The organism is Sphingomonas mollis, assembly GCF_016427505.1.
GTDB classification, from domain to species: domain Bacteria; phylum Pseudomonadota; class Alphaproteobacteria; order Sphingomonadales; family Sphingomonadaceae; genus Sphingomonas; species Sphingomonas mollis.
The window spans coordinates 117856-142062 of sequence record NZ_JAELXS010000008.1; the positions used below are offsets into that span (position 1 = coordinate 117856).

20 protein-coding genes and 1 pseudogene are annotated in these 24207 nt (G+C 63.9%); 14 read left to right on the forward strand and 7 right to left on the reverse strand.

Going from position 1 to position 24207, the window contains the following annotated elements:
- Window positions 1–50: 50 nt before the first annotated feature.
- The 4 genes from JAO74_RS14450 to JAO74_RS14465 form a co-directional block, all read right to left on the reverse strand.
- Window positions 51–1058: a FecR family protein gene (locus tag JAO74_RS14450; RefSeq protein ID WP_199039539.1), complete on the reverse strand. Its 1008-nt coding sequence runs from the start codon at window positions 1056–1058 to the stop codon at window positions 51–53.
- Window positions 1055–1624, reverse strand: coding sequence for an RNA polymerase sigma factor (locus JAO74_RS14455; RefSeq protein ID WP_199039542.1), 570 nt, complete (start codon window positions 1622–1624; stop codon window positions 1055–1057). Before JAO74_RS14455 ends, JAO74_RS14450 begins: the two co-directional genes overlap by 4 nt.
- A gap of 189 nt (window positions 1625–1813) precedes the next feature.
- On the reverse strand, window positions 1814–4939 hold the full coding sequence (locus JAO74_RS14460; RefSeq protein WP_233151027.1) for a TonB-dependent receptor: 3126 nt from the start codon (window positions 4937–4939) through the stop codon (window positions 1814–1816).
- Window positions 4940–5199: 260 nt separating this feature from the next.
- Window positions 5200–8058, reverse strand: coding sequence for a M16 family metallopeptidase (locus JAO74_RS14465; protein ID WP_199039549.1), 2859 nt, complete (start codon window positions 8056–8058; stop codon window positions 5200–5202).
- Between the two features lie 416 nt (window positions 8059–8474).
- Between JAO74_RS14465 and JAO74_RS14470 the strand changes: the two genes are divergently transcribed.
- From JAO74_RS14470 to JAO74_RS14490, 5 genes are all read left to right on the forward strand, one after another.
- Complete coding sequence (locus JAO74_RS14470) at window positions 8475–9134, forward strand: TetR-like C-terminal domain-containing protein (RefSeq protein ID WP_199039551.1); 660 nt, start codon at window positions 8475–8477, stop codon at window positions 9132–9134.
- Window positions 9131–9883 carry an SDR family NAD(P)-dependent oxidoreductase gene (locus JAO74_RS14475; protein WP_199039555.1) on the forward strand — a complete coding sequence of 251 codons (753 nt, stop codon included), beginning with the start codon at window positions 9131–9133 and terminating at the stop codon, window positions 9881–9883. The genes JAO74_RS14470 and JAO74_RS14475 overlap by 4 nt, the downstream gene beginning before the upstream one ends.
- A gap of 74 nt (window positions 9884–9957) precedes the next feature.
- On the forward strand, window positions 9958–10104 hold the full coding sequence (locus JAO74_RS14480) for a hypothetical protein (protein WP_233151029.1): 147 nt from the start codon (window positions 9958–9960) through the stop codon (window positions 10102–10104).
- The gene (locus JAO74_RS14485; protein WP_199039561.1) at window positions 10097–10465 is read left to right on the forward strand and encodes a hypothetical protein; all 369 of its coding nucleotides are present in this window, start codon (window positions 10097–10099) and stop codon (window positions 10463–10465) included. The genes JAO74_RS14480 and JAO74_RS14485 overlap by 8 nt, the downstream gene beginning before the upstream one ends.
- A gap of 252 nt (window positions 10466–10717) precedes the next feature.
- Window positions 10718–11458, forward strand: a complete 741-nt coding sequence (locus tag JAO74_RS14490) for an SDR family oxidoreductase (RefSeq protein ID WP_199039563.1) — start codon at window positions 10718–10720, stop codon at window positions 11456–11458.
- 57 nt (window positions 11459–11515) lie between these two features.
- Here the strand turns inward: JAO74_RS14490 and JAO74_RS14495 are convergent, their stop codons facing one another.
- Window positions 11516–11764 (reverse strand): hypothetical protein, encoded by a 249-nt coding sequence (locus JAO74_RS14495; protein ID WP_199039566.1) that lies wholly within the window; start codon window positions 11762–11764, stop codon window positions 11516–11518.
- Between JAO74_RS14495 and JAO74_RS14500 the strand changes: the two are divergent.
- A pseudogene (locus tag JAO74_RS14500) lies at window positions 11761–12090 on the forward strand (integrase core domain-containing protein); the annotation flags it as partial. The gene JAO74_RS14495 and the pseudogene JAO74_RS14500 overlap by 4 nt on opposite strands.
- Before the next feature lie 118 nt (window positions 12091–12208).
- Window positions 12209–12523, forward strand: a complete 315-nt coding sequence (locus JAO74_RS14505) for a hypothetical protein (protein WP_199039572.1) — start codon at window positions 12209–12211, stop codon at window positions 12521–12523.
- Here the strand turns inward: JAO74_RS14505 and JAO74_RS14510 are convergent.
- A complete protein-coding gene (locus tag JAO74_RS14510) occupies window positions 12499–13200 on the reverse strand; it encodes a PEPxxWA-CTERM sorting domain-containing protein (protein ID WP_199039575.1) in 702 nt (233 codons plus the stop codon). The genes JAO74_RS14505 and JAO74_RS14510 overlap by 25 nt on opposite strands.
- Before the next feature lie 1194 nt (window positions 13201–14394).
- Here JAO74_RS14510 and chlG point away from each other — a divergent pair.
- The 5 genes from chlG to JAO74_RS14535 are packed head-to-tail and all read left to right on the forward strand — an operon-like array spanning window position 14395 to window position 18562.
- A complete protein-coding gene (gene chlG / locus JAO74_RS14515) occupies window positions 14395–15303 on the forward strand; it encodes a chlorophyll synthase ChlG (RefSeq protein ID WP_199039579.1) in 909 nt (302 codons plus the stop codon).
- Window positions 15300–16640 carry a BCD family MFS transporter gene (locus JAO74_RS14520; protein WP_332908821.1) on the forward strand — a complete coding sequence of 447 codons (1341 nt, stop codon included), beginning with the start codon at window positions 15300–15302 and terminating at the stop codon, window positions 16638–16640. Before chlG ends, JAO74_RS14520 begins: the two co-directional genes overlap by 4 nt.
- Complete coding sequence (locus JAO74_RS14525) at window positions 16637–17821, forward strand: geranylgeranyl diphosphate reductase (protein WP_199039583.1); 1185 nt, start codon at window positions 16637–16639, stop codon at window positions 17819–17821. Before JAO74_RS14520 ends, JAO74_RS14525 begins: the two co-directional genes overlap by 4 nt.
- Window positions 17822–17827: 6 nt before the next feature.
- Window positions 17828–18310 (forward strand): TspO/MBR family protein, encoded by a 483-nt coding sequence (locus tag JAO74_RS14530; protein ID WP_199039585.1) that lies wholly within the window; start codon window positions 17828–17830, stop codon window positions 18308–18310.
- Window positions 18311–18316: 6 nt separating this feature from the next.
- Entirely contained in the window at window positions 18317–18562 is a 246-nt protein-coding gene (locus JAO74_RS14535; RefSeq protein WP_199039884.1) for a hypothetical protein, read from the forward strand.
- Between the two features lie 43 nt (window positions 18563–18605).
- Here JAO74_RS14535 and JAO74_RS14540 read toward each other — a convergent pair whose 3' ends face one another.
- Complete coding sequence (locus tag JAO74_RS14540; protein ID WP_199039588.1) at window positions 18606–19142, reverse strand: c-type cytochrome; 537 nt, start codon at window positions 19140–19142, stop codon at window positions 18606–18608.
- A 161-nt stretch (window positions 19143–19303) separates the two neighbouring features.
- On the opposite strand from JAO74_RS14540, the gene JAO74_RS14545 reads away from it, so the two are divergent.
- Window positions 19304–22564 (forward strand): glycoside hydrolase family 2 TIM barrel-domain containing protein, encoded by a 3261-nt coding sequence (locus tag JAO74_RS14545; RefSeq protein WP_416194314.1) that lies wholly within the window; start codon window positions 19304–19306, stop codon window positions 22562–22564.
- A 65-nt stretch (window positions 22565–22629) separates the two neighbouring features.
- Window positions 22630–24123 carry a glucose-6-phosphate dehydrogenase gene (zwf, locus tag JAO74_RS14550; RefSeq protein ID WP_233151030.1) on the forward strand — a complete coding sequence of 498 codons (1494 nt, stop codon included), beginning with the start codon at window positions 22630–22632 and terminating at the stop codon, window positions 24121–24123.
- Window positions 24124–24207: the final 84 nt, after the last annotated feature.

Genomic DNA, 24207 nt, shown 5'->3' on the forward strand with positions numbered 1-24207 from the left:
AGCAGCAGCTTGCGGGATCGGTGCGATGCGCTGTTACGGCCGGCGATGGATCAGCGGCTGAGGACGATCGCCCGATCCTTGCGACTGACCCGAACGCCGTAAGCCCGTTGAAGAAGTGCGACGAAATTGTCCGCTTCATCGGTACGGAACGATCCTCCGATCCGCAGCGTACCGACGGCAGGATCGGTGCGCATGGGCGGGTTACCGTAACGATTGAACTCGGCGACGGCATCCGCGAGCGGCGTGTTGTCGAACACGATCCTGCCGTCGCGCCAGGCCGTGAGTGCTTCCACCTTCTCCGGCAGATCGGGATCTACCTCGATCCGGTCTGCCCGAGCGACGGCGATATCGCCTGCATCCACGACGACGCTCTTGATCGATCCGGCAGACGCCTGCGTGTCACGTACGTTCACCCTGCCGGACAACACGACCACTGTGACCTTCGCGCCGTCGTTCCGCACCGAAAAACGCGTGCCGAGCACGGTAATGGTGCGCGGACCGGCGTGGACGACGAAGGGCCGGCCGGGATCGTGAACGATATCGAAATAGGCCTCGCCGCTGTCGAGCCAGACTTCCCGGCCCTGCAGGTCCGGGGAGCGCCGCAGCAGGGTAGCCGTGTTCATGTCCACATGGCTGCCATCGGCAAGCGTCAACGATCGGCGTCCGCCCTGAGGCGTCCGATAGTCTCCAGTCTCGGCCTTTCCCCACGGCCTGATCGGACCACCCCACCAGATCCCGCCGACCGCGAGAGTCAGCGATGCGGCAATTCCCGCGGACAGCGCCCACCGGGGCAGGTAGTCGGGCATCTTGGTCCAGCGCGAGGATCTCCGGCGGCGCAAAGGGCCGGCGGCACGTGCTTCCCCCAGCGCAGCAATCCTGTCCGCCGCCTGCCAACCATGTTCAAGCCGCCAAAACGCGGCGCGGTGCGTCATGGCCAGATCGAGCCATGACGCCAGTTCGGCTTCGTCACGCTCGGTCCATTCGGGCTCCTCTCGCCTGAGTATCCATCGCGCCGCCTCTTCCTCGATCACGACGGCTGATCGACGGTCGGCAATCATTGCATTTTCTCTCTGCGTGATCGCACCGAAGGTCCACGTTTGATTCGCCCGCTACCACCCAGCATGGCATCGGCCATTGCGCGAACACCAAGCACGAGTTGTCGTTCCACGGTATCACGCCCGACCCCCATGCGCTCTGCCGTTTCACGGGTCGAAAGGCCTTCCACCTTGCGTAAACGGACGACTTCTCGACAGCGGGGTGGTAGAGCCTCCAGGCCGTCATTTGCCCGCCGCAACGCGTCGCGTGCGTCGAGATGTCGATCCGACGCCATGAGATCAGCATTCCTGTCCATCGTTTCGATATCGCGTAATTGCTCGAACTGCACGACGCGGCTGCGCTTGGTGCGATTGATAAGCATGTTGCGAGCAATCGCAAACACATAGCCGCTAACGTTTACTGGAATTTCGTGGCGGGCGCCAGAGAGCGCCGCCTCATAAACGTCTTGCCTCAGATCGGCCACATCGTCGCCCGATCGCCAATTCCGGGCCAAATACCTGGTGAGAGCAGGCTCCAAAGGAAGAACCTGCTCACAAAACCAATATTTTAACCTTAAGTCGTCAATCATGTGAAGAGCGCTGCATGCCATCACCTATCTTGTGGTGATGGCGGTGGACAGGGATATGTTTGCAACGGCTGGCGATTAACGATCTGCTGCCGGCAAGCACTTAACCGGATCACAGATGCACTTGGAAGTTATCCGAACAACTGATTGCTGTCCGAAATGCCCGTCGCCCAGCCCCGTCGACGTATCGGCTCAGAACACTTTCTGGACGCGAAGGTAGAACGAGCGCAAGCGTGGATCTCCATAGGAGCTATAATATAGCGGTGCAGTGCTCGTGTCGAATGGCGGACGCTTGTTCAAAACGTTATTGATCCCGGCGCTGATCGTCGTTCCGGACAATACCTGATAGCTGGCGTTGATATCGTGATAAGTCTGGCTTTTCACGTAAGCAGAACCTTGCGCCGGGACAAAACCTCTCTCTTCGTTCAGTGCATACCGGTCAAAGTAGCGAATCTGCCAGCCGAGATTGACATTATCCTTGCTCCAGTTGATCGCTGCGCTTCCACGCCAGCGCAGCGATCCGTTCGACCCGGCAGCCGTCGCAAATCCCAAGGGAACGACGCCGGCATAGTCGATTGCCGGCAGGCCGGGGAAACTCTCCACCAGCAGCGACCTCACGAAGGTAGCGCGCGAAGTGACGGCCAGATCGCCGCCCAGCAAGCGGTGACCATAGTCGAGCACGAAATCGACGGCTTCGGTCGAGGCGCCGAGAAGGTTGACGAGCGACACATCCAGGCTTGTGATCGGTCCGACGGCAAAACCGCCCGATGCCTGCCCCCGGGTGACCCGATCGGGGTTGGCGGCGAGAAATGTTTCGAAGAAGGCCTGGGTTTCTCCGATCAGAAGGGGGAATTGCGGATCGAAATAGATGTCACGCTTCTTGATACGGGTCCAGTCGGCGGACACCCGCAGGCCAGGCACGAATGCCGGGGTCACGATCACCCCCGCCGACAACGTCTTGGATGATTCGGGTCTGACATCGGGGTTGCCCCCGCTGGCACCGGGTATCTCGTTTGCGAAGGCACCGGGGGTGCCTATGACTTCATTACCGCGCGCGGGATCTTTGAGTAAGAACTGCAGCGCTGGCTGTGGCACCTTGACCAACTGCGTCAGGCTCGGCGGAAGATAGCCCGTCGTATAGGATCCGCGGATGACCAGCGGTTTGACGGGGATCCAGCGGAAACTGATGCTGGGGTCGATATGAGAATTGCGGGTGGTGCTGCGCACGACCTCGGCACCGGCTGGCGGACAGCTTGCGAATGGATCGGTGGCGGGTAACGCCGAATTGCTGCCGAAGCAGGCATAGGGATCGGCGCCATTCCCGACATATTTCTCCGCGCGGGCGGACAGGCGCAGTTCGAATTGCCGGATCAGCGGCAGTCGGTTGGCTTCACCGATGATTGGAAATGCAATTTCTCCATAGGTCGACCAAGTGCGTTGATTGGCAGGCGCCGCATAGGTCAGAATGGATTTCGTTACTCGATTGGAGGCCGATACGACCGCGCCGTTACGTTGATCGACGAACTCGATGTTCAGCGTCATCTGCGTTTTTCCGCCGGGCAACTGAAGCGGAAGTGGACCGGCAACCCGCAATGACGGCGCAAATGTCGATGACGTGCCGGGGGTCCGTTTACGACCAAAAGGGAGATCGTCGTAATTCAACACGAGTGGTTGGATAGTCAGATCGCGCAGGACGTTTTGCTGCCCCTCGGAGAGCTCCAGTTCCGTTGTCGTGCTGATGCGGGACAACTCGACGTCGCTGACGAACCGGCTTTTCGCGTAAGACAAATCCACCGCCGCCTGCCAGTCCCACGGCAGTTTCGCGATGAAACCACCGATTACAGACATGCTTTTTTGACGGTTGCGGACGGTGCTTTCCAAAGCGACCCCAGGCAGGGCAACCTGAATTACCTGCTGAAAAGGATTCTCGGGCGCATCCTCTGAGACGTAAACCGTCTGCGGTCCGCGAGAGACGCCGCTGGACGAGTTTGTTCGCGCCCATGTCGCACCGACATAGCCTGTGAGACGATCGTTGAATTCGCGTCTGACCGTAAGCGAGCCGTTGATCCGCTCCGATCCGTACAGCAGCGGTGCGCGACGACCGGACCCGACGGAAGAGTCGTTCAGATCGTAATTGTACATCCCATTGGCAGCGACCAGGGGCGCAACGCCGTCCGTGGACAGCCCGCGATAGCCGGCGGGAATGGTCCCGTAGGTCAGGGGCATGGTTGCGCCGCCATATTCGGGCTTGAGCGTCAAGGCGTTGGCGTTCGTCGTGAAGTTGGGCTGTGTCCCGTTAGGAACGGTTTGAAAACGTCCTTCGAAAAAAGCCGGATCGTTCGCGCGGATTCTGGCGATCGAACGTGCCGCCAGATCGGCGCGATCACCATAAAGCAGTGGTCGCGACTTTTGCCAGCCGCCGGCGAAGGATATTCTGGTGCGTCCCCCTTCCACGGGGAGGCCGTAGGTGACGTCGACCTGCCCCTCACCCTGGGCGAAATCGGTGGTATTGCCGTAGGATGCCGAAATCTCACCGCCGGTATAGTCGCGCTTCAGGACGATGTTGACGACGCCCCCCGAAGCACCGCTGCCGTAGATGCCCGACGCCGAGGAGGCGAGCACTTCGATACGCTCGATCGAGGCGAGCGGGATGCCGGTGATCGAAGGCTGCGTCAGGTTGCCGTCCCCGATATTGACGCCCGGCTGACGGCGGCCGTCGACGAGGATCAGGGTATCGCGAGCACCGAGGCCACGCAGGTTGATGGAACTGAGCCCCCGCGTATTGTCGGTGCCGCTGTTGGCGCCGCGCGCCTGCTGGCTGACGACGGGCGATGTATTCACGTTGAGGCGATCGCGCAGGAACGTTTCCAGATTTGGGGAGCCGCTGCGCTGGATCTCCTCGCGCGTCAGGACGATGAAGGGCTGACTGTCATTCTGCGTACGGGCGATGCCGGTATTCAGCGACCAGGACGATCGACCGGTCACTAGAATGTCAGGCGTGGCGTTGCCGCCATCCGCCTCCACGACCATCTCCTTCGGGATGATCGCGACGGCGCCGTCCGGCTCGTCCATTCTGACGAAGCCCGAGCGGGCAAGGAGGATGTCGAGGGCCTCGTCGGCCGACATCATGCCCCGCACGCCCGGCGTACGTTTGGCAGTCATATCCTCAGAGCGGAAGATGATCGACCGCTTCGTCAGCCGCGACCATGTCTTCAGCGCCGCATCCAGTGAGCCGACCGGGATGTCGAAGGTCTGTCGATCGGGAGCAGTCTTGTGCAGGCCGGTCTGCGCATGCAGCGGCGCTGTCAGCGCCAGCATGGCGGTACCGAGCAGGGTGGCACGAATCCGGGACCGGACGAAAGGCATGTCGATATTCTCCCCCGGCAGCCTTTCCCCAAGACTGCATCTACATGCAGGGACAATCGGCAGTCACAAACCCGTAACGTATTTTGGTTCCCCGATCGGATTATCCGAGAAAATATATATGGTGACCCGTTTCATGGACGGTGCCGGTTCCGCCGGGATGGGACCATCGTCGCGTCCGGAGCCGGCAGCTTGCCGGCCCCGGGCACAGAACCTCAGAGCGGCGGCAGGACGTCCGCGGCTTTCACGACCTTCACGGGAAGCCCCAGCGCATCGAGCTGGGGCCGAATGATCGCAGCGTTGCCGACGATGGCCCATACCCACCGATCAGCCGAAAGCTGTGTGCGCAAGGCGGCGTTGGTCTCTTCAAGCGTTACCGCGCGGTAGCGGGCGCTCGTTTCTGCGGGGAAGCTGTCCGGCCGATCATATTTGCGGATTTCTTCGAGCGAACTGGTGATCCCGTCACGACTGGACAGGCTGGCCGCGGCCTGTCCGAGCGCCGCGCCCTTGACCGCCGACAGCTCCTCCGCCGTTATCGGCCGCTCGTTCGTTACCGATTTGAGTTCCTTGAGAACCTCCGCGATCGTCGCGCCGACCTTGTCCTGCTGAACAGCGACGTCCAGATGATATTGCGAGCCATATCGCTGGCGATTGAGACTGCCGTAGGAGCCGTATGTCCAGTGCTTGTCCTCACGCAGATTCATGTTCAGCCGTGATGCAAAGCCTCCGCCGAAAGCATAGCTTGCCATATCGAGGGCCGTTGCCGGTTCGCCGAAACCTATCGGTACGACCTGTCGACCGTTGATTTTCGCCTGTACGGCACCGGGAAGGTCGATGAGGACGATCATCGGTTCACCGGGTTTGGGACGATAGTCGAGCGGCGGTATCGGTGCCGCCTTGCCGGGCACCTTCCAGGTGCCGACCGTCCGTTCGAGCATCGGCATCAGTTCCGCCAAACTCTTGTCGGATACGAGGACAATGCTGGCATACTCGGGCCTTATCCAGCGTTCGAACGACGCCACCACCCCCTTCCTGTCGACCTTGTCGATCTCCGCAGCGGTGTCGTACTTGGCCAGTGCGTTATAAGGCGAGGCCGCATCGACCAGCGGCATCAGGATCTCTGCTGTCAGAACACTCGGGGAGAGCCTGTTGCGTACCATCATATCGTTGGTTTCGCGCTTCAGGCGCTCCAGCGTCACGGTAGAGAAGGTCGGCGATGTCACCATGCCGTGGATCATGGTCAAGCCTTCATCCAGGCTGCCATCCGGTGTGCTCATTCTGACGCTGCCGGCATCCCAGCCGATATCGGTGCCGAAAGACAAGCCCAGCAGTTCCTTGCGGCTGTCGATCCACTTCTCGTCGTGTCCGGAATAGCCCATCCCGAGCAGCTGGTACATGAACCCCATCATATGGTCGTTCGGGGCATCCACCACCTCCCCTTTGAAATTCATCGAGAAGTCGGTGAAGGGAACACCCGTCTTGCGGGCGTAAAGCACGGGGATGCCGTTGGCGAGGCGGGCGCGTTCGATCGCGGGGAACCGGGCATCGCCCGGCGGAGCTACGGCTGGAAGCGCTACGAGCTTGCGCCCGGCGACGGATTGCAGGCCGGGCACCGGCACGGCCGGCATAACCGCCGGTGCGGCCGGGGCCGATCCGTCGATACCGTCATCCTCCTCGGGCGTCACCCGTGGTCCGGGTGTCACGGTGAGTTCGTACCGTGGCTGATTCAACCATTTGCGAGCGGTGGCCATGACGCTGTCCGGCGTCTGGGCGGCATAGACGTTGAGGTTCTGTCTGTAGACTGCGGGATCGCCTTGCGCGATGGCGGTTTCGGCCAGCACCGAGCCGCGGGTTCCGACGTTTTCAAGCGACCGGACGTACGGGTAGGTAAACCGGGCGACGAAACGGGCGATGGCTTCCGGATCACCCTTTCCCTTGAGAAACGTGGCGATCTCCCGGTCGAGAGCGGCAGCGGCGACCGCCGGATCCACCCCGGGGCGCACCGTTCCCTTGATCGTGAATTCCCCGGCCTGGCCAAATGAGGAATTGTCGGCGCTCACACTGATGAACAGCTTCTGCTCGCGGACGAGGTGGTCGGTCAGCGGGTCATTTGCTCCCCCTCCCAGCACTTCCATGACGGCATCCATCACGAAGCCCTCGCGGTTGTCGATCCCCGGTACCGGCCACACGCGAAAGATACTTGTAGAGGTCACGGGTGCGGTGACCGTCTCGCTGATCGTGCGGGTCAGCGGCATCGGCACGATATCGGGGCGGACGGTGCGCGGGCCCGCCGGAATGCTGCCGAAATACTTCGTCGCCAATCGGCGGGCGGTCGGCATGTCGATATCGCCGGCGAGGACCAGCACGGCGTTGTTCGGGGCGTAATGCGCCCTGAAGAAGCTTCTCACATCGTCGAGGTCGGCGGCATTGAGGTCCTTCATCGAGCCGATGAGTGAATGACCGTAAGGGTGACCGGGCGGATAGAGCGCTGCGCGCACCTTGTGGGCCACGATGCTGAGTGGCGATGCGGCGCCGTTGCGCTTTTCGTTCTGAACGACGCCGCGCTGCTCATCGAGCGTCTTCTGGTCGAGGGCGCCCAGCAAATGCCCCATCCGATCGCTTTCCATGAACATAGCGCGCTCCAGCGCCTGCGTCGGGACATTCTCGTAATAGTTGGTGCGATCCGGACTGGTGGTGCCGTTCACGTCCCCGCCGACGCTTAGAAGCTTGTTCAGGTAATCGCCCGGTACATTTTCCGAGCCGTTGAACATCAGGTGTTCGAAAAGATGGGCGAACCCGCTTCGCCCGGCTGCCTCGTGCTTCGAACCGACATCGTAGGTGACGCTGACGTGAACCATCGGCGCGCTGCTGTCCTGATGCACCAGCACCCGCAGGCCGTTGGGCAGCGTGAAGCTTTCGTAAGGGATCTTTACCTGATCGATGAAGCGGCGCAGATCCGCCATGGTAGAGGCGGCATCGACCTTGGCGACCTTGGCCTTCGGCGCAGCGGCGATCGCCGATACGGTCATTAGCGGAATAGCAACGCAGGTCATCAGGACGTAGCGTAGGCGCATGATGGAGTGTCTCCGGAACGCTGTGAGTTCAAGCGGCCGGATGCGTCGATGCCTGCCGGCTGACACACCGGCATCCGTCCGGAGCGGCACGATCGCGGATGGGCCATCCCACCCGTTACAGGTCACTCCAACGGCAAGACAATCGACCGACGCAAACCCGTAACACGGCGGTCGCAAATATCCATTTTACGCCAAATCCTGATACATCGCCTCGGAATAGCGGGCGATGAAGCGCAGGGCGTTCTTTGAGCCGAGCGAAGATCGAGGGGGGGGGGCAGAGCCGGTTCGCTCGGAATGCTGGATCGATAAAGAAAACCATTCCGGCTGAGGGAGATCGCATCTACAAAATAGAACTTGATAGTACCGGAACTGATTAGTATCGGCATGAAATGCCTATGGTCCCTCATCCTCTGCCCATGAGCGAGTCCGACGAGATTGATCGACCGGTCCGTAGCGGCGGACGCAAACGAGACACTTCCCGCGATGCCACGATCCTGAGCGCCACGATCGACATCCTCGTAGAGGTCGGCTTCGAGAAGATGACGGTGGACATGGTCGCGGCGCGGGCGAAGGCGGGCAAAGGCGCGATGTACCGCCGTTGGCCATCCAAGGCTGAGATGGTGCTGGAAGCGGTTGCGCGCCTGAAACGTAATATGATCGATCTCGATCACCTTCCTGACACCGGCAGTCTGCGCGGCGACATGCTCGCCTTGTTTCAGGCAGGATCGGCGGAGCGTGACGAGCGCTTCTATCGCGCAATGGCGGGACTGGCCGCGTTGCTTGCGCAGCAACCGGAGATCGCGGATGCCGGTCACGATGCGTTGATCGAGCCCTGGATAGAAGCCAATCGCATTCTGATCGGGCGGGCCGTCGCTCGTCACGAAGTGACATCCGGGGCGGACGTAGCGGTGGCTGCACAGGTGATCCCGGCGATGGGCGGCTATCGCTCCCTCATTCAGCGCCGGCCGTTTGATCGGCGTTTCCTCGTCGACCTGCTCGACAACGTGCTTCTGCCGGCCCTCGGCATCGCCGCATCGCATCTGTCGGCTGATCCCGGCATCGGAGACAGGCAGTGAACCTCGGGAACAAGAAGGCTTTGGTGACAGGCGGCGGTGCCGGTATCGGCCTTGCCATAACACGCGCACTGGTTGCGGCGGGCACCCATGTCCTGATCGCGGGTCGCGATATTGCCCGACTCGATCGGGTCAAGGCCGAACTGGGCGACGTCACCACCATTCAGGTCGACCTCTCTGTGCAATCAGAGCGTGAACGGCTCATTGCCGCGACACTGGCATCCGAACGTCCGCTCGACCTGCTCGTGAACAATGCCGGCACCATGCAATACTTCGCCTTGAACGACAGTCGCGCGCTGGCGCGGCTCGACGCGGAGCTTGCGCTCGACCTGCACGCGCCACTCCACCTTTCGACCGCGCTGTTGCCACACCTTCTTGCCCGACCCGAGGCCGCGATCGTCAACGTCACCACCGGGCTCATCTATGCCCCGTTCGGCAATACGCCGGGCTACAGCGCGGCCAAAGCCGGACTGCATGAATTCACCCGGTCGCTCCGCTGGCAGACCCGCGGCACTGCACTGAAGGTCATCGAGCTGATGCCACCGACCGTCGAAACGGCGCTTACCCGTCAATACGATGGACCAAAGACCGACCCAGCCCGCATCGCGGCAGCGCTGATCGATGGTATTCGGAAGGGCAGGGACGAGATCAGGCCAGGGCAGACCAAGGCTCTGTACGCCATGTCGCGCCTCGCGCCGGATTACATCTATCGTACATTGAACAAGGCTGGGGACAAGGTGCCGCTCGACTGACAGCGGTCGGCAGCGCTGGCCAGAAGCGCCTTGGAACCCCCAATCCCCATACCCAAGAAAAAAAGGGAATGACGATGACGATCGCCCGGGAGTTGAAGCTGATGTTCGCCGGCTTTGCCACGAGCTGCGCGATCATTCTCTGCGTCGAACAGATCGCACCGGATGTCAGTCGGATGTTCGCTCTGGCTGGTCATTTCAAAGCGACGATAATCGGTGGTTGATCAATCGAAGTCGCTGTTGCGATGTTCAACAAATGGCCGGGGCCTTATGCGCATACATATCGCAGCAATTTTACCATTTGGCCTGCTCTTCGTATCGAACCCGGCATCGGCAAGGCACGGCGTGGCAGTCCCCGCACTGCATCCGGTCGCGATCAATCTGGTCACGGCGACGCCGGCCAAACGGTTTCTGAGCGATCGCGGGCGAACATCATCGGCCCGGATCGCCATCGTCGATCAGGGCCGCGTGAAGTGGATTGCGATCGACCATCTGCAGCGTTTGCCGGATGAGACGCTGGTGCTGGTGGATCAGGCTGGCGCACCAAAGGAGGGTACGCGGGTCATCGTAGCTGAAATCATCTGATTTCCGGCATTCGAGTGGCGGTGCGTATTGTTCTACGCGTTGAATGTCGCTTGCTGCGACCTGTGCGAACCAGTAAACCGGTCGTGTCGAAAGAGTGCTGATCGGATGGTAGCCCGGTCGCCGGCCAGATGGCCGGCAACTCTTCCTCTCGAGGTATCCGCGACACCTGGCCGGCTTGCCGGCAAAACAGGTGTGTCTGCGGGTCATCTATCCTCGACGGCACGCCCTTGCGTAGTGAGGAAGGCGTTCGACATGAAGCTCGATGGCAAGACGATTTTGATTACCGGCGGTGCGGCAGGCATCGGTTTGGCGCTGGCGATCCGATTTTCGGCGTTAGGCAAACAGGTAATCGTGTGCGGGCGCAATCAGGATCGCCTTGATGAGGCACAAGCGGATATTCCGGGACTGATCACGCGGGTCTGCGACGTCGCGGACGCCGAGAGCCGCCATGCGTTGGTAGCATGGCTGGCGACCGATCACCCCGATCTGAACGGGCTGATCAACAATGCCGGCGTCCAGCACGGCCGCGACTTTGCCGGCGATCCGGGGATCGACACACTGGACGACGAGGTGGCGATCAACCTAACTGCGCCTATCCACCTGATCGCGGAGTTGATCCCCGCGCTGAAGCGGCAGGAGAAGGCCTGGATCGTCAACGTCAGTTCCGGCCTGGCCTTTTCGCCGATGGCGGATGTCCCGGTCTATTGCGCGACGAAGGCCGCGCTTCACTCCTTCACGCTTAGTCTTCGTCATCAATTGCGCGCGACGAACGTCCGGGTGGTCGAGCTTGCACCGCCGATCGTCGATACGGGTCTCGGCAGCAATGGCAGAAGTGCCGGAACGGCGAATCGGCACATGATGTCTGCGGAAGACTTTGCGTCCGAGGCTGTGGCGCAACTCGAAGCAGATCGTGATGAAATCCTGATCGGGATGGCGGCGGAGAGCCGTCGGCACGGTGAAGCATTGTTCGAACGAATGAACAGCCGCGCTTAACCGGCATTCCGCTCCATCTATCGGGCACCATCTGAAACGGACCGGAGCAGGCTGTACTCAAGTCATTTGCAGCCATCGCCTGAAACGGAAAGCCGTCAGATGAAGATCATCGTCCTCGAAGAACATTTCCTGCTGCCCGAGATCGAGGCCACCTGGTGCGAACTGTCTCCTGTTCCCCGCGATGCGGTTCTCGATCTCGCCGATCTGGCCACGCCGCTCCTTGAACTGGGCCGGTCGCGGCTGGACGCGATGGACGAGCCCGGGATCGAGGTGCAGGTGATGTCGCTCACCTCGCCGGGCGTACATGGCGGGTGTCGATTACACTCGACGCCGAGTTCTGCATCGAGGGGCTGGAGGAGGAAGCGCTGGCCCGCCACGGCAAGCCAGCGACCTTCAACCCCGACAAGGGCTCGCAGGTTACCAGCACCGCGTTCACCGCCGTCCTCCTGCGCGAGAAGATGGCTATCAAATACGGGGAACTCTACCTCAACGCCTATGCCTCGGTCCCCGAGGCCCGCGCCAGCATCGGTCGATACTTCGCGTTCTACAATGCCGTCCGGCCGCATTCTGCGCATGGCGGTCGTACACCCGACCAAATATACTTCCATCAGCCGCTGCTCGCAGCGGCGTGATCAACCAGCGGCGATCCACTTCTTAATCTGCGAGTCTGTGCAGACCAACCGAGCCACCCCTCAGCGCTTCGATAAATGCGGGGTGGCATCCCTGGTCGGCGACGTCCCTTTGCACTGAATGGGATTCACTGCGGCAGACGCACTTGGATCATGCTGTTCTTCCAAGCCGTCCATAGGTTACGGCGATCTGATTGAACCGCTTCAACAAGAACGTATCACCACTTTCGGCGAAGTAAGTGAGCTGTTCGGTCAGCCAGAGAGCGCCATGCTCCCCAAGGACCTTGTGGATGGCCACAGCCTCATCGATCCACAAATTAGCAAGCATCTGTTATCCAGTATGGAAAGCGAAGGGCCGCCGGAAACGCTTCCCGACGGCCCTCTGTCATCATCTGATGAACGAGAAGAATGTCAGGCGATGGCAGCAGTCGTGTGACGACGACGGTAACGCGATGCGGCACCGACCATGGCAAAGCCGATCAGCATCATCGCCCAGGTTGCCGGCTCGGGGACGGCTGCCGTGAAGGCGACGTTATCGAACTCGAATGAACCGAGGTTGTCGGTGTTGGAGAAGCGCACGCCATAGATCGCGGTGCCGCCATCGGCGGTAAAGGTCACGCGGCGATTGCTGCCCGGCTGGGTCGTGCCAGGGAATGTCGGCACGAAGCCGGCGATCTGCGTACCGTCGAAGCTGGTGATCACGCTGCCTGCCTGATCGAGCAGCGTCACGACGTTGTATGCATCGAGCGAACCGATGAAGACGCTGACACTGGACTGCGCAACCGAGCCGAGCAGCTTATACGTGCTGTTGCGACCGACGCCGTAGTAGGGGGTGCTGTCGTTCGGGTTGGGCTGGAAATAGTCGTTGCCGCTGTTGTCGACGTTGAACAGCGTGGTGTTGAAGATGCCGACGTTGGTGCCCGACGTGGTGGCGGTGAAGCCAGCCGTCGTGTTGCTGCCGGTGTTATAGTCGACGACGGCGGTCGAACCGGCCGGTGCGGCATAGTTCGCGGCCGTGCCGGCATCGGACTGGGTGATGGTGACCGCGGCATATGCCGGAGCGGCGATAGCGGCGGTGCCGAGAGCGAGCGTGGTCAGTGCGGTACGGATCATGGATATTCCCTTCAGTTGATTCTGTGTCATTACGAAGTACCCCGAGATGAAAGCCGAGCCGTACCGCGATGACCGCCTGTTAGATTGGCCTATTCGGTCAGTATAGCCCAATTTCAGTCTCAGATCGGGACGTATCATCAGGGTTACATCTTTGTATGGTCGATTAACCTGCGGTTTATCTGCGAATAGAAGGATGAATGTTTTAATAGCTGCTCTATTTATACTGACAGTTTACAAAACTATACTAAAGTATAGTTATAACTGCGAGCTGGTCCGCAATGGTATTAGCAGTGGCGTGGTGGTGGCTCGGGCGGGGGAGTACGGTTCGGCTACCCACCTAATCTCACCCGCGAGCGGATCGCGCCGGGGAACAGTTCGTGAACCGAGGTATATCAGTGCGCGAAGCCGCCAGGTTGCCATGGTGCCACCATGCCTTGCTCTACCAAGCGCTGACCGGCTCGACATCAGGCCCCCCGGATGCGGCCCCTCCGCAGCCCGCCGCAGCCCGCCGCACCGGAGGGGGTGGCTTGATGCCGATCCGTCCCGAGCACATCTTTCCATACCTATCGACTGGCCGCGCCTCTCGCTCCCTCTGCGCTTCGTACGGCGAAAGGGCGCTTGCGAGCATTTTGGGCGGTCCATAGGCAAAGAATGTTCCATCTGCGGGATGGACGATGGTGGGACCGCACGCGGCGTTGTTGGCAACGGCCATGGACGCGTACGCCGACCAACGGAGAACATCCTGCAGCACGGCGCCTGGACGCCGGTTGTGCTTGCCTGCGCACACCCCGACCACGATTCCAGCGACAGTGCCCTGGCCGTTCGGGACGATTACGAAAGGAGCAGGCGACGAGCTGAGTTACGATCTCGGTGACCAGGGACAGGCAAGATCCGCCCGCTTCCGCGGGGGACGGGTCAACCCGGACCACCGCGGGATAAGCGCATTACATCGGTGCCAATTCTGCCAGCAATATACGAGGACAGGCTTCGACAGGCTTTGCTGAGTTCATCGAAGGGTTCAGTCCCTACTCGGGACGAACGGACGGCGGACGCGTCAACCGAAGTTGGCAGGCTCCTTCCACCCCTGCGACCCTCAACCTTCCGCGGTACCTCTCCCTCCCTCCCCGGTGGGCGAGGGATAAATCCGTCAATTTGGTTTGACGCCTTCATGCGTCAAGCATAGCCTTCGCCTTGATGGACCCCTTGAGCGCCCCCGGTATCGCGACACGGTTTCCCGCTCCCCGCGACGTGCTCGAACTGCTCAAACCGGTGACGTGGTTTCCGCCGATCTGGGCATTCATGTGCGGGGTGGTGTCGTCGGGCGTGGCGATCGCGGATCGCTGGCCGTTCCTGATCGCGGGCGTGGCGCTGACCGGGCCGCTGGTGTGCGGGACGAGCCAGGCGGTCAACGACTGGTTCGACCGGCATGTCGATGCGATCAACGAGCCTGGCCGGCCGATTCCGTCGGGGCGGATCGCCGGGCGCTGGGGCCTGTGGATCGCCCATATCGGCACGGCGCTGTCATTGCTGGTCGCTTGGGCGACGGGGCCGTGGGTGCTAGGCGCGACGTGCGTCGCCCTGCTCTGCGCATGGGGGTACAGCGCGCCGCCGTTCCGGTTCAAGGTCAGCGGCGTGTGGGGGCCGGCGGTGGTCGCGCTGACCTATGAGGGGCTGACATGGTTCACGGGCGCCAGCGTGATGGCGGGGGCGTTGCCGGCGCCGCCGATCCTGATCGTGCTGGCGCTGTACAGTCTGGGCGCGCACGGCATCATGACGCTGAATGATTTCAAGGCGGTGGAGGGTGACCGGGCGACCGGGCTGCGGTCGCTGCCGGTCGTATTGGGGGTCGGGCGTGCGGCGCGGGTGGCGTGCGTGGTGATGGCGGTGCCGCAGATGGTGGTCGTCGGATTGCTGGCGCATTGGGGACATCAGGCGGCGGCCGGGATCGTCGCGGCGCTGCTGGTCGGGCAGATCGTGCTGATGCGGCGGCTGTTGCGCGATCCGCGTGGGCAGGCGCCGTGGTATAATGCGACGGGGACGACATTGTACGTGCTGGGCATGCTGGCCTCCGCCTTCGGGCTGGGCGGGGTGGCGGGATTGTGAGCGGTCGCGATCCGACCGCGCCGCTCGGCTGGCCGGGGATCGCCCGGCTGGGGCTGGTGCAGAGCGCGATCGGGGCGATCGTGATGCTGGCGACGTCGTTGCTGAACCGGGTGATGGTGGTCGAATATGCCCTGCCGGCCGCGCTGCCCGCCGGGCTGGTGGCGTGGCATTATGCGGTGCAATTGTCGCGACCGGCCTGGGGGCATGGATCGGATCGCGGGCGGCGGCGGACGCCGTGGATCGTGCTGGGCATGACGACGCTGGCGCTGGGGGCGATGCTGGCGATCGGGTCGCTGGGGCTGATGGCGGTGCGGTCCGCCTGGGGGTTCGTGCTGGCCGTCATGGCGTTTTCGATGATCGGGGCCGGGGTCGGCGGGGCGGGCACGTCGCTGCTGGCGCTGCTGGCGACGCGGGTGGCGCCCGAACGGCGGGCGGCGGCGGCGTCGATCACGTGGATCATGATGGTCGCAGGCATCGTCTTGACGGCGGGGGTCGCAGGGGCGCTGATCGATCCATTCTCGTTGTCGCGACTGGCGATGGTGGCGGGCGGTGTGGCGGGCGGTGCGTTGTTGGTGGCGATCGTCGCGGTGTGGGGTGTCGAGGGGGTGGTGGCCGCTCCCGTCGTCGCCGGGTCGCCGACGCCGGCGTTCGGCGTGGCGCTGCGCGAGATGTGGGGGGACGCGGCGGCGCGGCGCTTCACGTTGTTCGTGTTAATGTCGATGCTCGCCTATTCGATGCAGGACCTGATCCTGGAGCCGTTCGCGGGATTGCTGTTCGGCTTCACGCCGGGGCAATCGACGCAATTGTCGGGGGTGCAGCATGGCGGCGTGCTGGCCGGGATGATCGTCGCCGGGGTCGGCGGCAGCGCGTTCGGCGGGCGGAGTCAGGCCCAGAGTCAGGCGGGGTTGCGGCCGTGGATCGTCGGCGGGTGCATCGGATCGGCGATCGCGCTGGGTGGACTGGCGATGGCGGCGCGGGCCGGGCCGGGATGGCCGCTGGCGGGGAATATCGCGCTGCTGGGCTTTGCCAATGGCGTGTTCGCGGTGGCGGCGATCGGCGCGATGATGGGGCTGGCGGGCGGTACGGGCGGAGAGGGCGCGGGGCGTGAGGGCATCCGCATGGGCGTATGGGGCGCGGCGCAGGCGATCGCGTTCGGGCTGGGCGGCCTGATCGGCGCGCTGGGCGTCGATGCCGGGCGGGTGCTGACCGGATCGACGGCGCAGACCTTTACGGTTGTGTTCGGGGTGGAGGCGCTGCTGTTCCTCGCCGCCGCGTCGCTGGCGCTGCGGGGCGGCAGGCGGGATCGCGCGGTGGCGATCGTTGGGGAGCCGGCATGACCGGTTACGACTGCGTCGTCGTGGGGGGCGGGCCATCGGGGGCGACGGCGGCCACCGATCTGGCGGCGGCGGGGCACCGGGTGTTGTTGCTAGACCGGGGCGGGCGGATCAAGCCGTGCGGCGGTGCGATTCCACCGCGGCTGATCCGCGATTTCGCCATCCCCGATCACCTGATCGTCGGGCGGGCGGTGGCGGCGCGGATGGTGGGTCCATCCGACATCTCAGTAGATATGCCGGTGGATCAGACGGGCGAGGGCGGCTTTGTCGGCATGGTCGATCGCGAGGTGTTCGACGAATGGTTGCGCGCGCGGGCCGTGGCAAGCGGGGCCGAGCGTCGGACCGGCCGGTTCGACCGGATCGAGCGCGACGGCGTTGAGGGTGCGATCGTCGTCTATGGCGAGAGGCCGGGCGAGCCGGAGCAGCGGGTACGGGCGCGCTGCGTGATCGGCGCGGATGGTGCTCGGTCGCGCGTGGCGCTGACGACGCTGGATGGGGCTGAGCGGATGCCGTGCGTGTTCGCGTATCACGAGGTGATCCGGTCGCCCGCCGTTGACGCGCTGGATCGCGGGCGGTGCGACGTGTTCTATCAGGGGTCGTTGTCGCCCGATTTCTATGCGTGGATATTCCCGCATGGCGACACCGCGAGTGTCGGCGTCGGCAGCGCGAACAAGGGGTTCGCGTTGCGCGACGCGGTCGGCCGGTTGCGCGCGCGCGAAGGGCTGGACGGATGCGAGACGATCCGGCGGGAGGGCGCGCCGATCCCGCTCAAGCCCTTGCGGCGATGGGACAATGGCCGCGACGTGCTGGTGACGGGTGACGCCGCCGGGGTGGTGGCGCCGGCATCGGGCGAGGGCATCTATTACGCGATGGCGGCGGGGCGCGAGGCGGCGCAGGCGGCGGGCGCGTTCCTGATATCGGGGGATGCCCGTGCGCTGCGGCAGGCGCGCCGCGCGTTCATGCGGGCGCATGGCCGGGTGTTCTGGATTCTTGGGATCATGCAGCATTTCTGGTATCGCAACGACCGGCGCCGGGAGCGTTTCGTGACGATGTGCGAGGACCGCGACGTGCAGCAGCTGATCTGGCCGGCCTATATGAACAAGCAGCTCGTCTATGCCCGGCCGATCGCCTATCTGCGGATATTCCTGAAGGATATGCGTCACTTGCTGCAGACGGCGGGCTGAGGCGGCATGAGCCGCGCCTGGATCTTCCCGATCGTCATCGCCGGTATGCTGGCCGTCATCGTCGCGGTGCTGGGGGCGACGATCACCGATATCGGGCCATGGTATCGCAGCCTGATCCAGCCGCGCTGGGCCCCGCCCGATATCGCGTACGGCGTGGCGTGGACTGCGATCTATGCGTTCACCGCACTGGGCGGCGTCACCGGATGGCTCGCGACGCCGAGCTGGCGGGAGCGGGAGTGGTTGCTGGGGCTGTTCGCATTGAACGGGTTCCTGAACATCCTGTGGAGCCTGTTGTTCTTTCGCCTGCATCGGCCCGACTGGGCGTTGGTCGAGGTGGTGGGATTGTGGCTGTCGGTCGCGGCGCTGGTCGTTGTGATCTGGCGCCGGTCTATGACCGGAGCGGTGCTGTTGCTGCCCTATCTGATGTGGGTGACGTTCGCGGGGTATCTGAACATGACGATCGTGCGGCTGAACGGACCGTTCGGCTGAGCGGTGATGGTGTGGCTGTTCGCCAGCGGTCATGCCGTCGATATCGTGCTGGCGGTGATCGCGGTCGAACTGATCTGGCTGGTCGCAGGGCGAGGATGGCGGATGACGGACGCGCTGTTGCGGCTTGGCCCCGGCGTGCTGATGCTGGTGGCGCTGCGGTTCGCACTGACCGGGCATGACTGGCGCTGGATCATGACGGCCTTGCTGTCGTCGTTTCCCGTGCATCTGGCCGACCTGATGCGGCGGCGCTGACACCGGCCCGGCGATGTGGATCGCCGGACCGGTGCGGGCAAGCTCAGGAATTGGTCTTCAGATAGGCGATCACGTCGGCGCGCTTCTGCGGATCGGAGAAGCCGGCGAAGGTCATCTTCGTACCGGGCACGACGCGCTGCGGATTTTCGAGATACTGGAACAGTTTCTCGGGCGTCCAGGTGATGCCGCTGTTCCTGTTGGCCGGGGTGTAGTTGAAGCCCGCGATGGTGCCGGCCGCGCGACCGACGACCGCGTGCAGCGACGGGCCAATCTTGTTCACGCCGGCGTCGATCGAATGACAGGTCTGGCAGGTGACGAAGGCGACCTTGCCCTTGGCCGCATCGCCGGTGAAGCTGGCATATTTCACGCCGGTGATCGTGTCGGTGTTGTCGGCGGCGGGCGCGGCGGCCGGCGCGGGTGCGGCCGGTGCGGCGGCGGCTACCTCGGCCGTGCTGGCGGTGGTCGGCGCGGTAGCGGTACTCTTCTCCTCGGCTTTCTTGGAACAGGCGGCCAGGGCCAATGCGGACAGGCCCACGCCCAGTGCCAGTCGTCCAAAACGCGTTGTCGATCCAGAATGCATCATCCCGTTCCTCTCCACTGCGGACTCTACTCCCGTCGCGCCTATTGTCGGCGCGTACCGGATAATTGTCCAATAGTCTTTACAACGCAGATCATGGAAAAAAGTGACAGGGGCTGGTGTTGCCACGGCTGTCACCGGCGCTGTTTCTTTCCGGCGCGACGATGCTATCGCTGTCAACGATCGCGCGCCGGGTGATGCGTGACGATCGCGAGGAGGGGCCGGCGATGGGCATGATGGCAGCGAGGGCGATCGGACGGTGTGGGCGGACCCAATGGCGGCGGGCGGCCCTCCCCATCGTACTGCTGATGGCGCCGGCGGCGGCGCAGAAGACGATCATGCCGATCCAGCCGCAGGTCGATCCTGCGCGGCCGGACTGGGAGAACCCGGCGGTCTTCGCGATCGGCAAGCTGCCGGCGCGCGCCACCGGCTTTCCGTTCGAAACGCGGGCGCTGGCGATCACGCGCGATCCATCGCGGTCCAGCCGGTTCGTGTCGCTGGACGGGGCATGGAAGTTCGCCTTCTCTGCCGACGCCGATCGGGCGCCGAAGGATTTCTTCCGGACCGATTACGACGTGTCGCGCTGGAAGGACATCAAGGTGCCGGCGGACTGGCAGGCGGAGGGGTACGACCAGCCGCGTTACAACAACATCACCTATCCGTTTCCTGCCAACCGTCCGTTGATCCCGCATGCGACCAATCCGGTCGGCTCGTACCGCCGCGACATGACGATGCCCGCCGGTTGGGCGGGGCAGGACGTGATCCTGCATATCGGTGCCGCGGGATCGGCGTACTATGTATGGGTCAATGGCGAGCGCGTCGGTTATTCCGAGGACTCCAAGTTGCCGAGCGAGTTCGATGTTACCCGCTTCGTTCGGCCGGGCCGGAACACGGTGGCGATCCAGATCTATCGCTGGTCGGACGGATCGTATCTGGAGGATCAGGATTTCTGGCGCGTGTCGGGGATCGAGCGGTCGGTGTGGATGATGGCGACGCCCAAGGCGCGCATCGCCGATACGGGCGTGACGGCGGGGCTGGCGAACGGGTATCGCGACGGGACGCTAGACGTGGCGCTGGACCTGACCGGCGCGGCGCGGGGGATGACCGCGCGGGCGACGGTGCTGGACGGCACGCGGACGGTGCTGACGCGTGCTGCGCCGGTGGCGGGGGCAACGCTGCATCTGACCGGCGCGGTGCCGGGCGTGCGGGCGTGGACCGCCGAGACGCCATCGCTGTACACCTTGCTGGTCGAACTGGTGGATGCGCAGGGGCGCGTGGTGCAGGCGACCGCACGGCGGATCGGCTTTCGCGACGTGGCGATCCGGGGCGGTGTCGTCACCGTCAATGGCCGGCCGATCATGATCCGCGGCGTCAACCGGCACGAGCATGATCCCGAGACGTTCCATGTCATTTCAGAAGCGTCGATGCGCCGGGACATCGAATTGATGAAGCGCGCCAACATCAACGCGCTGCGCACCTCGCACTACCCCAATGACGAGCGATTGTACGATCTGGCCGACGAATACGGCCTGTACGTGATGGACGAGGCGAATATTGAGAGCCACGGCTATCTCATCAACGCGCGCCGCCATGACGTCGACCGGACCAAATCCGAGATCGGATACGACCCCGCGTGGCGCGCGGCGCAGGTCAGCCGCGTCGTCAACATGGTCGAACGCGACAAGAACCATCCGTCGATCATCTTCTGGTCGCTGGGCAATGAATCGGGCAACGGCCCCAATTTCGAGGCCGCCGCCGCGGCGGCGCGAGCGCTTGATCCGACGCGGTTGATCTCGTTCCTGGGATGGACGCAACTGGAGGATCACCGGCCCAACCCGTTCGTCGACATCTATGCGCCGATGTACGACACCGTCGACCAGATGGTCGATTACGCGAAGCATACCGAATTCAAGCAGCCGATGATCCAGTGCGAATATGCGCATATGCAGGGCAATTCGGGCGGCAACCTGATCGATTACTGGAACGCGATCTATGCGCATCCGGACCGGTTGCAGGGCGGCTTCATCTGGGACTGGGTGGACCAGTCGATGTACCGGTACGACAAGGCGGGCCGGCGGTATTGGGGCGATGGCGGCGAATATGGCCCCAACCCCGGCGGCGAGATCGAATTCGGCGACGGCCTGATCCAGCCGGACCGCACGCCCAACCCTGCGCTGTTCGAGTTAGAGAAGGTGTATTCGCCGATCCAGTTCGCCGACGTCGATGCGAAGGCGGGGCGGATCGTGGTCATCAACCGGCATGATTTCCGCGACCTGTCGGGCTTCGCGTTTGATTGGGAGGTGACCGCCGACGGACGATCGATCGCGAAGGGCAACCTGCCCCGTATCGCCACCGCCGCGCGCGCTCGCGAGACCGTATCGCTGGCCCTGCCACGGCCGACACAGGCGCCGGGGGTGGATTATCAGCTGACGATCAGGGCGCGGGCGAAGGCGGATTCGATCCCGCTGGTGCCGGCGGGTCAGGTTGTCGGCTGGGAGCAATTCGCGCTCGGCGATGCGCCGGCGGTGCCGAGGGCGGTGACCGGCGCGGTTCGGGTCGCGGAGTCGGCGGCGGCGATCACGCTGTCGGCCGGGCAGGCGAGCCTGACGATCGATCGCCGGACAGGTCTGGTCGATGGATATCGGGCGGGCGGTGCGACCTTGCTGGCGGGCGGCGCGCCCAATTTCTATCGCGCGCCGACCGATAACGATCTGGGCACCGGATCGGACGAGAAGCAGGCGGTGTGGCGGGCGATGTCGGAACGCCGCCGGGTGGATTCGGTGACGGTCACGCCGGCCGCCGGCAGCGCGGGGGCGGCGGTAACGGTCCGATATGCATTGGGCGATGGCGCGGCCTCGGTCGATGCGACGTACCGGATGGCCGGGGACGGCAGCGTTGCGGTCGAGGGGCGGTTCGTGCCGCTGAAGCCCGATCTGCCGCCGCCGCTGCGCATCGGGTTCGCCTATACGACGCCGTCGCGGCTAGGCACGCTGGCCTGGTACGGGCGGGGGCCGCACGAGAATTACGTCGATCGCAAATCGGGCGCGGCGATCGGGTTGTGGCGGGCGCCGCTGGCGGACCAGTATCACGATTACATCCGGCCGCAGGATACCGGCAACAAGGTCGATGTGCGCTGGCTGGCGCTGGCGGGCGGGGGGACCGGGCTGCGCGTCATCGGCGATACGCCGCTGATGATGAACGCGCTCGCCTTTCCCTATGCCGATCTCTACCGGCGCCCGCCGGGGACGTGGAAGAGCAGCGACGTGCGGCCGCAGGGCGACGGTACGCTGCTGATCGACGGCGCGCAGGCGGGGGTCGGCGGCAACACGACGTGGAACGCGTCGGGCCAGCCGCTGCCGGCGTATCGGGTTGCGTTGACCGAGCATCGCTTCGGGTTTCGGCTGGAACCGGTCGCCGGGCGATAGCGGGCAACGCTCGGCGCTTTGCATCGTTGGGCGGTGATTGCTGGTCCATCACAGGGAGCGCCTTCTTGCCCACGCCCGACATCCATGTTCCGCCCGCGCCGCCGGTCACGCTCGTCATTTTCGGCGCGACGGGCGACCTGACCCGCCGGTTGCTGGTGCCGGCGATCATCAACATGACGCGGCTGGGGATGGCGGGCGACGACCTGACGGTGCTGGGCATCGGCATCGAGGATCGCGACGCCGAGGATCTGCGCGCCTCGCTCGATTCCTTCCATGCCGAGGCGGGGGGCGAGGGCGCGGTGGAGAAGGGCGCGGCGTGGGAGCGCCTGCGCGGGCGCATCGATTACCTGTCGGGCGACTTCACCAAGGATGCGATCTACGAAACGCTGTCGTCCCGGCTGTCTGGCAACGTCGCCTTTTACCTCGCGGTGCCGCCGCGCTTCTTCGGCGATATCGTCGACAGGCTGGCGGATCATGGCCTGATGCGCGAGGGCGACGACGCGTTCCGCCGGATCGCGGTGGAGAAGCCGTTCGGCCATGATCTGGCTTCCGCACAGGCGCTGAACGCGCGGATGCTGGGCAAGGTGGCGGAGCGGCAGCTGTTCCGCATCGACCATTTTCTGGGCAAGGAGACGGTCCAGAACATCATGACGGCGCGCTTCGCCAACACGATGATCGAGACGCTGTGGACCAGCAACAGCATCGACCATATCCAGATCACCGCCGCCGAGACGGTCGATGTCGGTACGCGCGGCAGCTTCTACGACCCCACCGGCGCGCTGCGCGACATGGTGCCGAACCACCTGTTCCAGTTGCTGGCGATGGTGGCGATGGAGCCGCCCAACAGCTTCGACGCCGAGGCGATCCGCGACGAGAAGGGCAAGGCGCTGAAGGCGATCCGCGTCTATCCGCCGGACGAGGCACGCGCGAACGGCGTGCGCGGCGTGTATGGCGCGGGCGAGGTGCAGGGCAAGCCGGTGGCGGCTTATCACGCGGCCGACGGCGTCTCGCCGGACAGCACGACCGAAACCTATGTCGCGCTGAAGCTGATGGTCGATACGTGGCGCTGGGCGGGCGTGCCGTTCTACCTGCGGACGGGCAAGGCGATGACGGCGCGCGATACCGAGGTGGTGGTGACGTTCAAGCACGTGCCCTATGCGCAGTTCGGCGGCATGGGGGCGGAGCGGTTGCCGCCCAATCGCCTCATCATCCAGGTGCAGCCGGACGAGGGATTGAGCATGGAGATGCTCATCAAGCGGCCGGGTCTGGCGGTGGAGACCGCGCCGGTTAGCCTGGATTTCCATTATGCCGATCGCTTCGGCATCGCCGCGCTGACCGGGTACGAGACGTTGCTGTACGACCTGTTCACCGGCGACCAGACGCTGTTCCAGCGCGCCGATGCGATCGAGGCGGGATGGGCGGCGGTGCAGCCGTTCCTCGACGCGTGGGCGGAGGGGAAGCCCGATGGCTATGCCGCGGGAAGCGCCGGGCCGCAGGCGGCAGCCGATCTGATCGAGCGGGACGGGCGGGCGTGGCACGATCTGGCTGCGCCGGATTGAGATAGCTGGCGATCGGGCTTCGTGTTCCTGCGAACGCAGGAATCCAGATTGACAGAAGGTATCGCTTTTGGCTCTGGGCTCCTG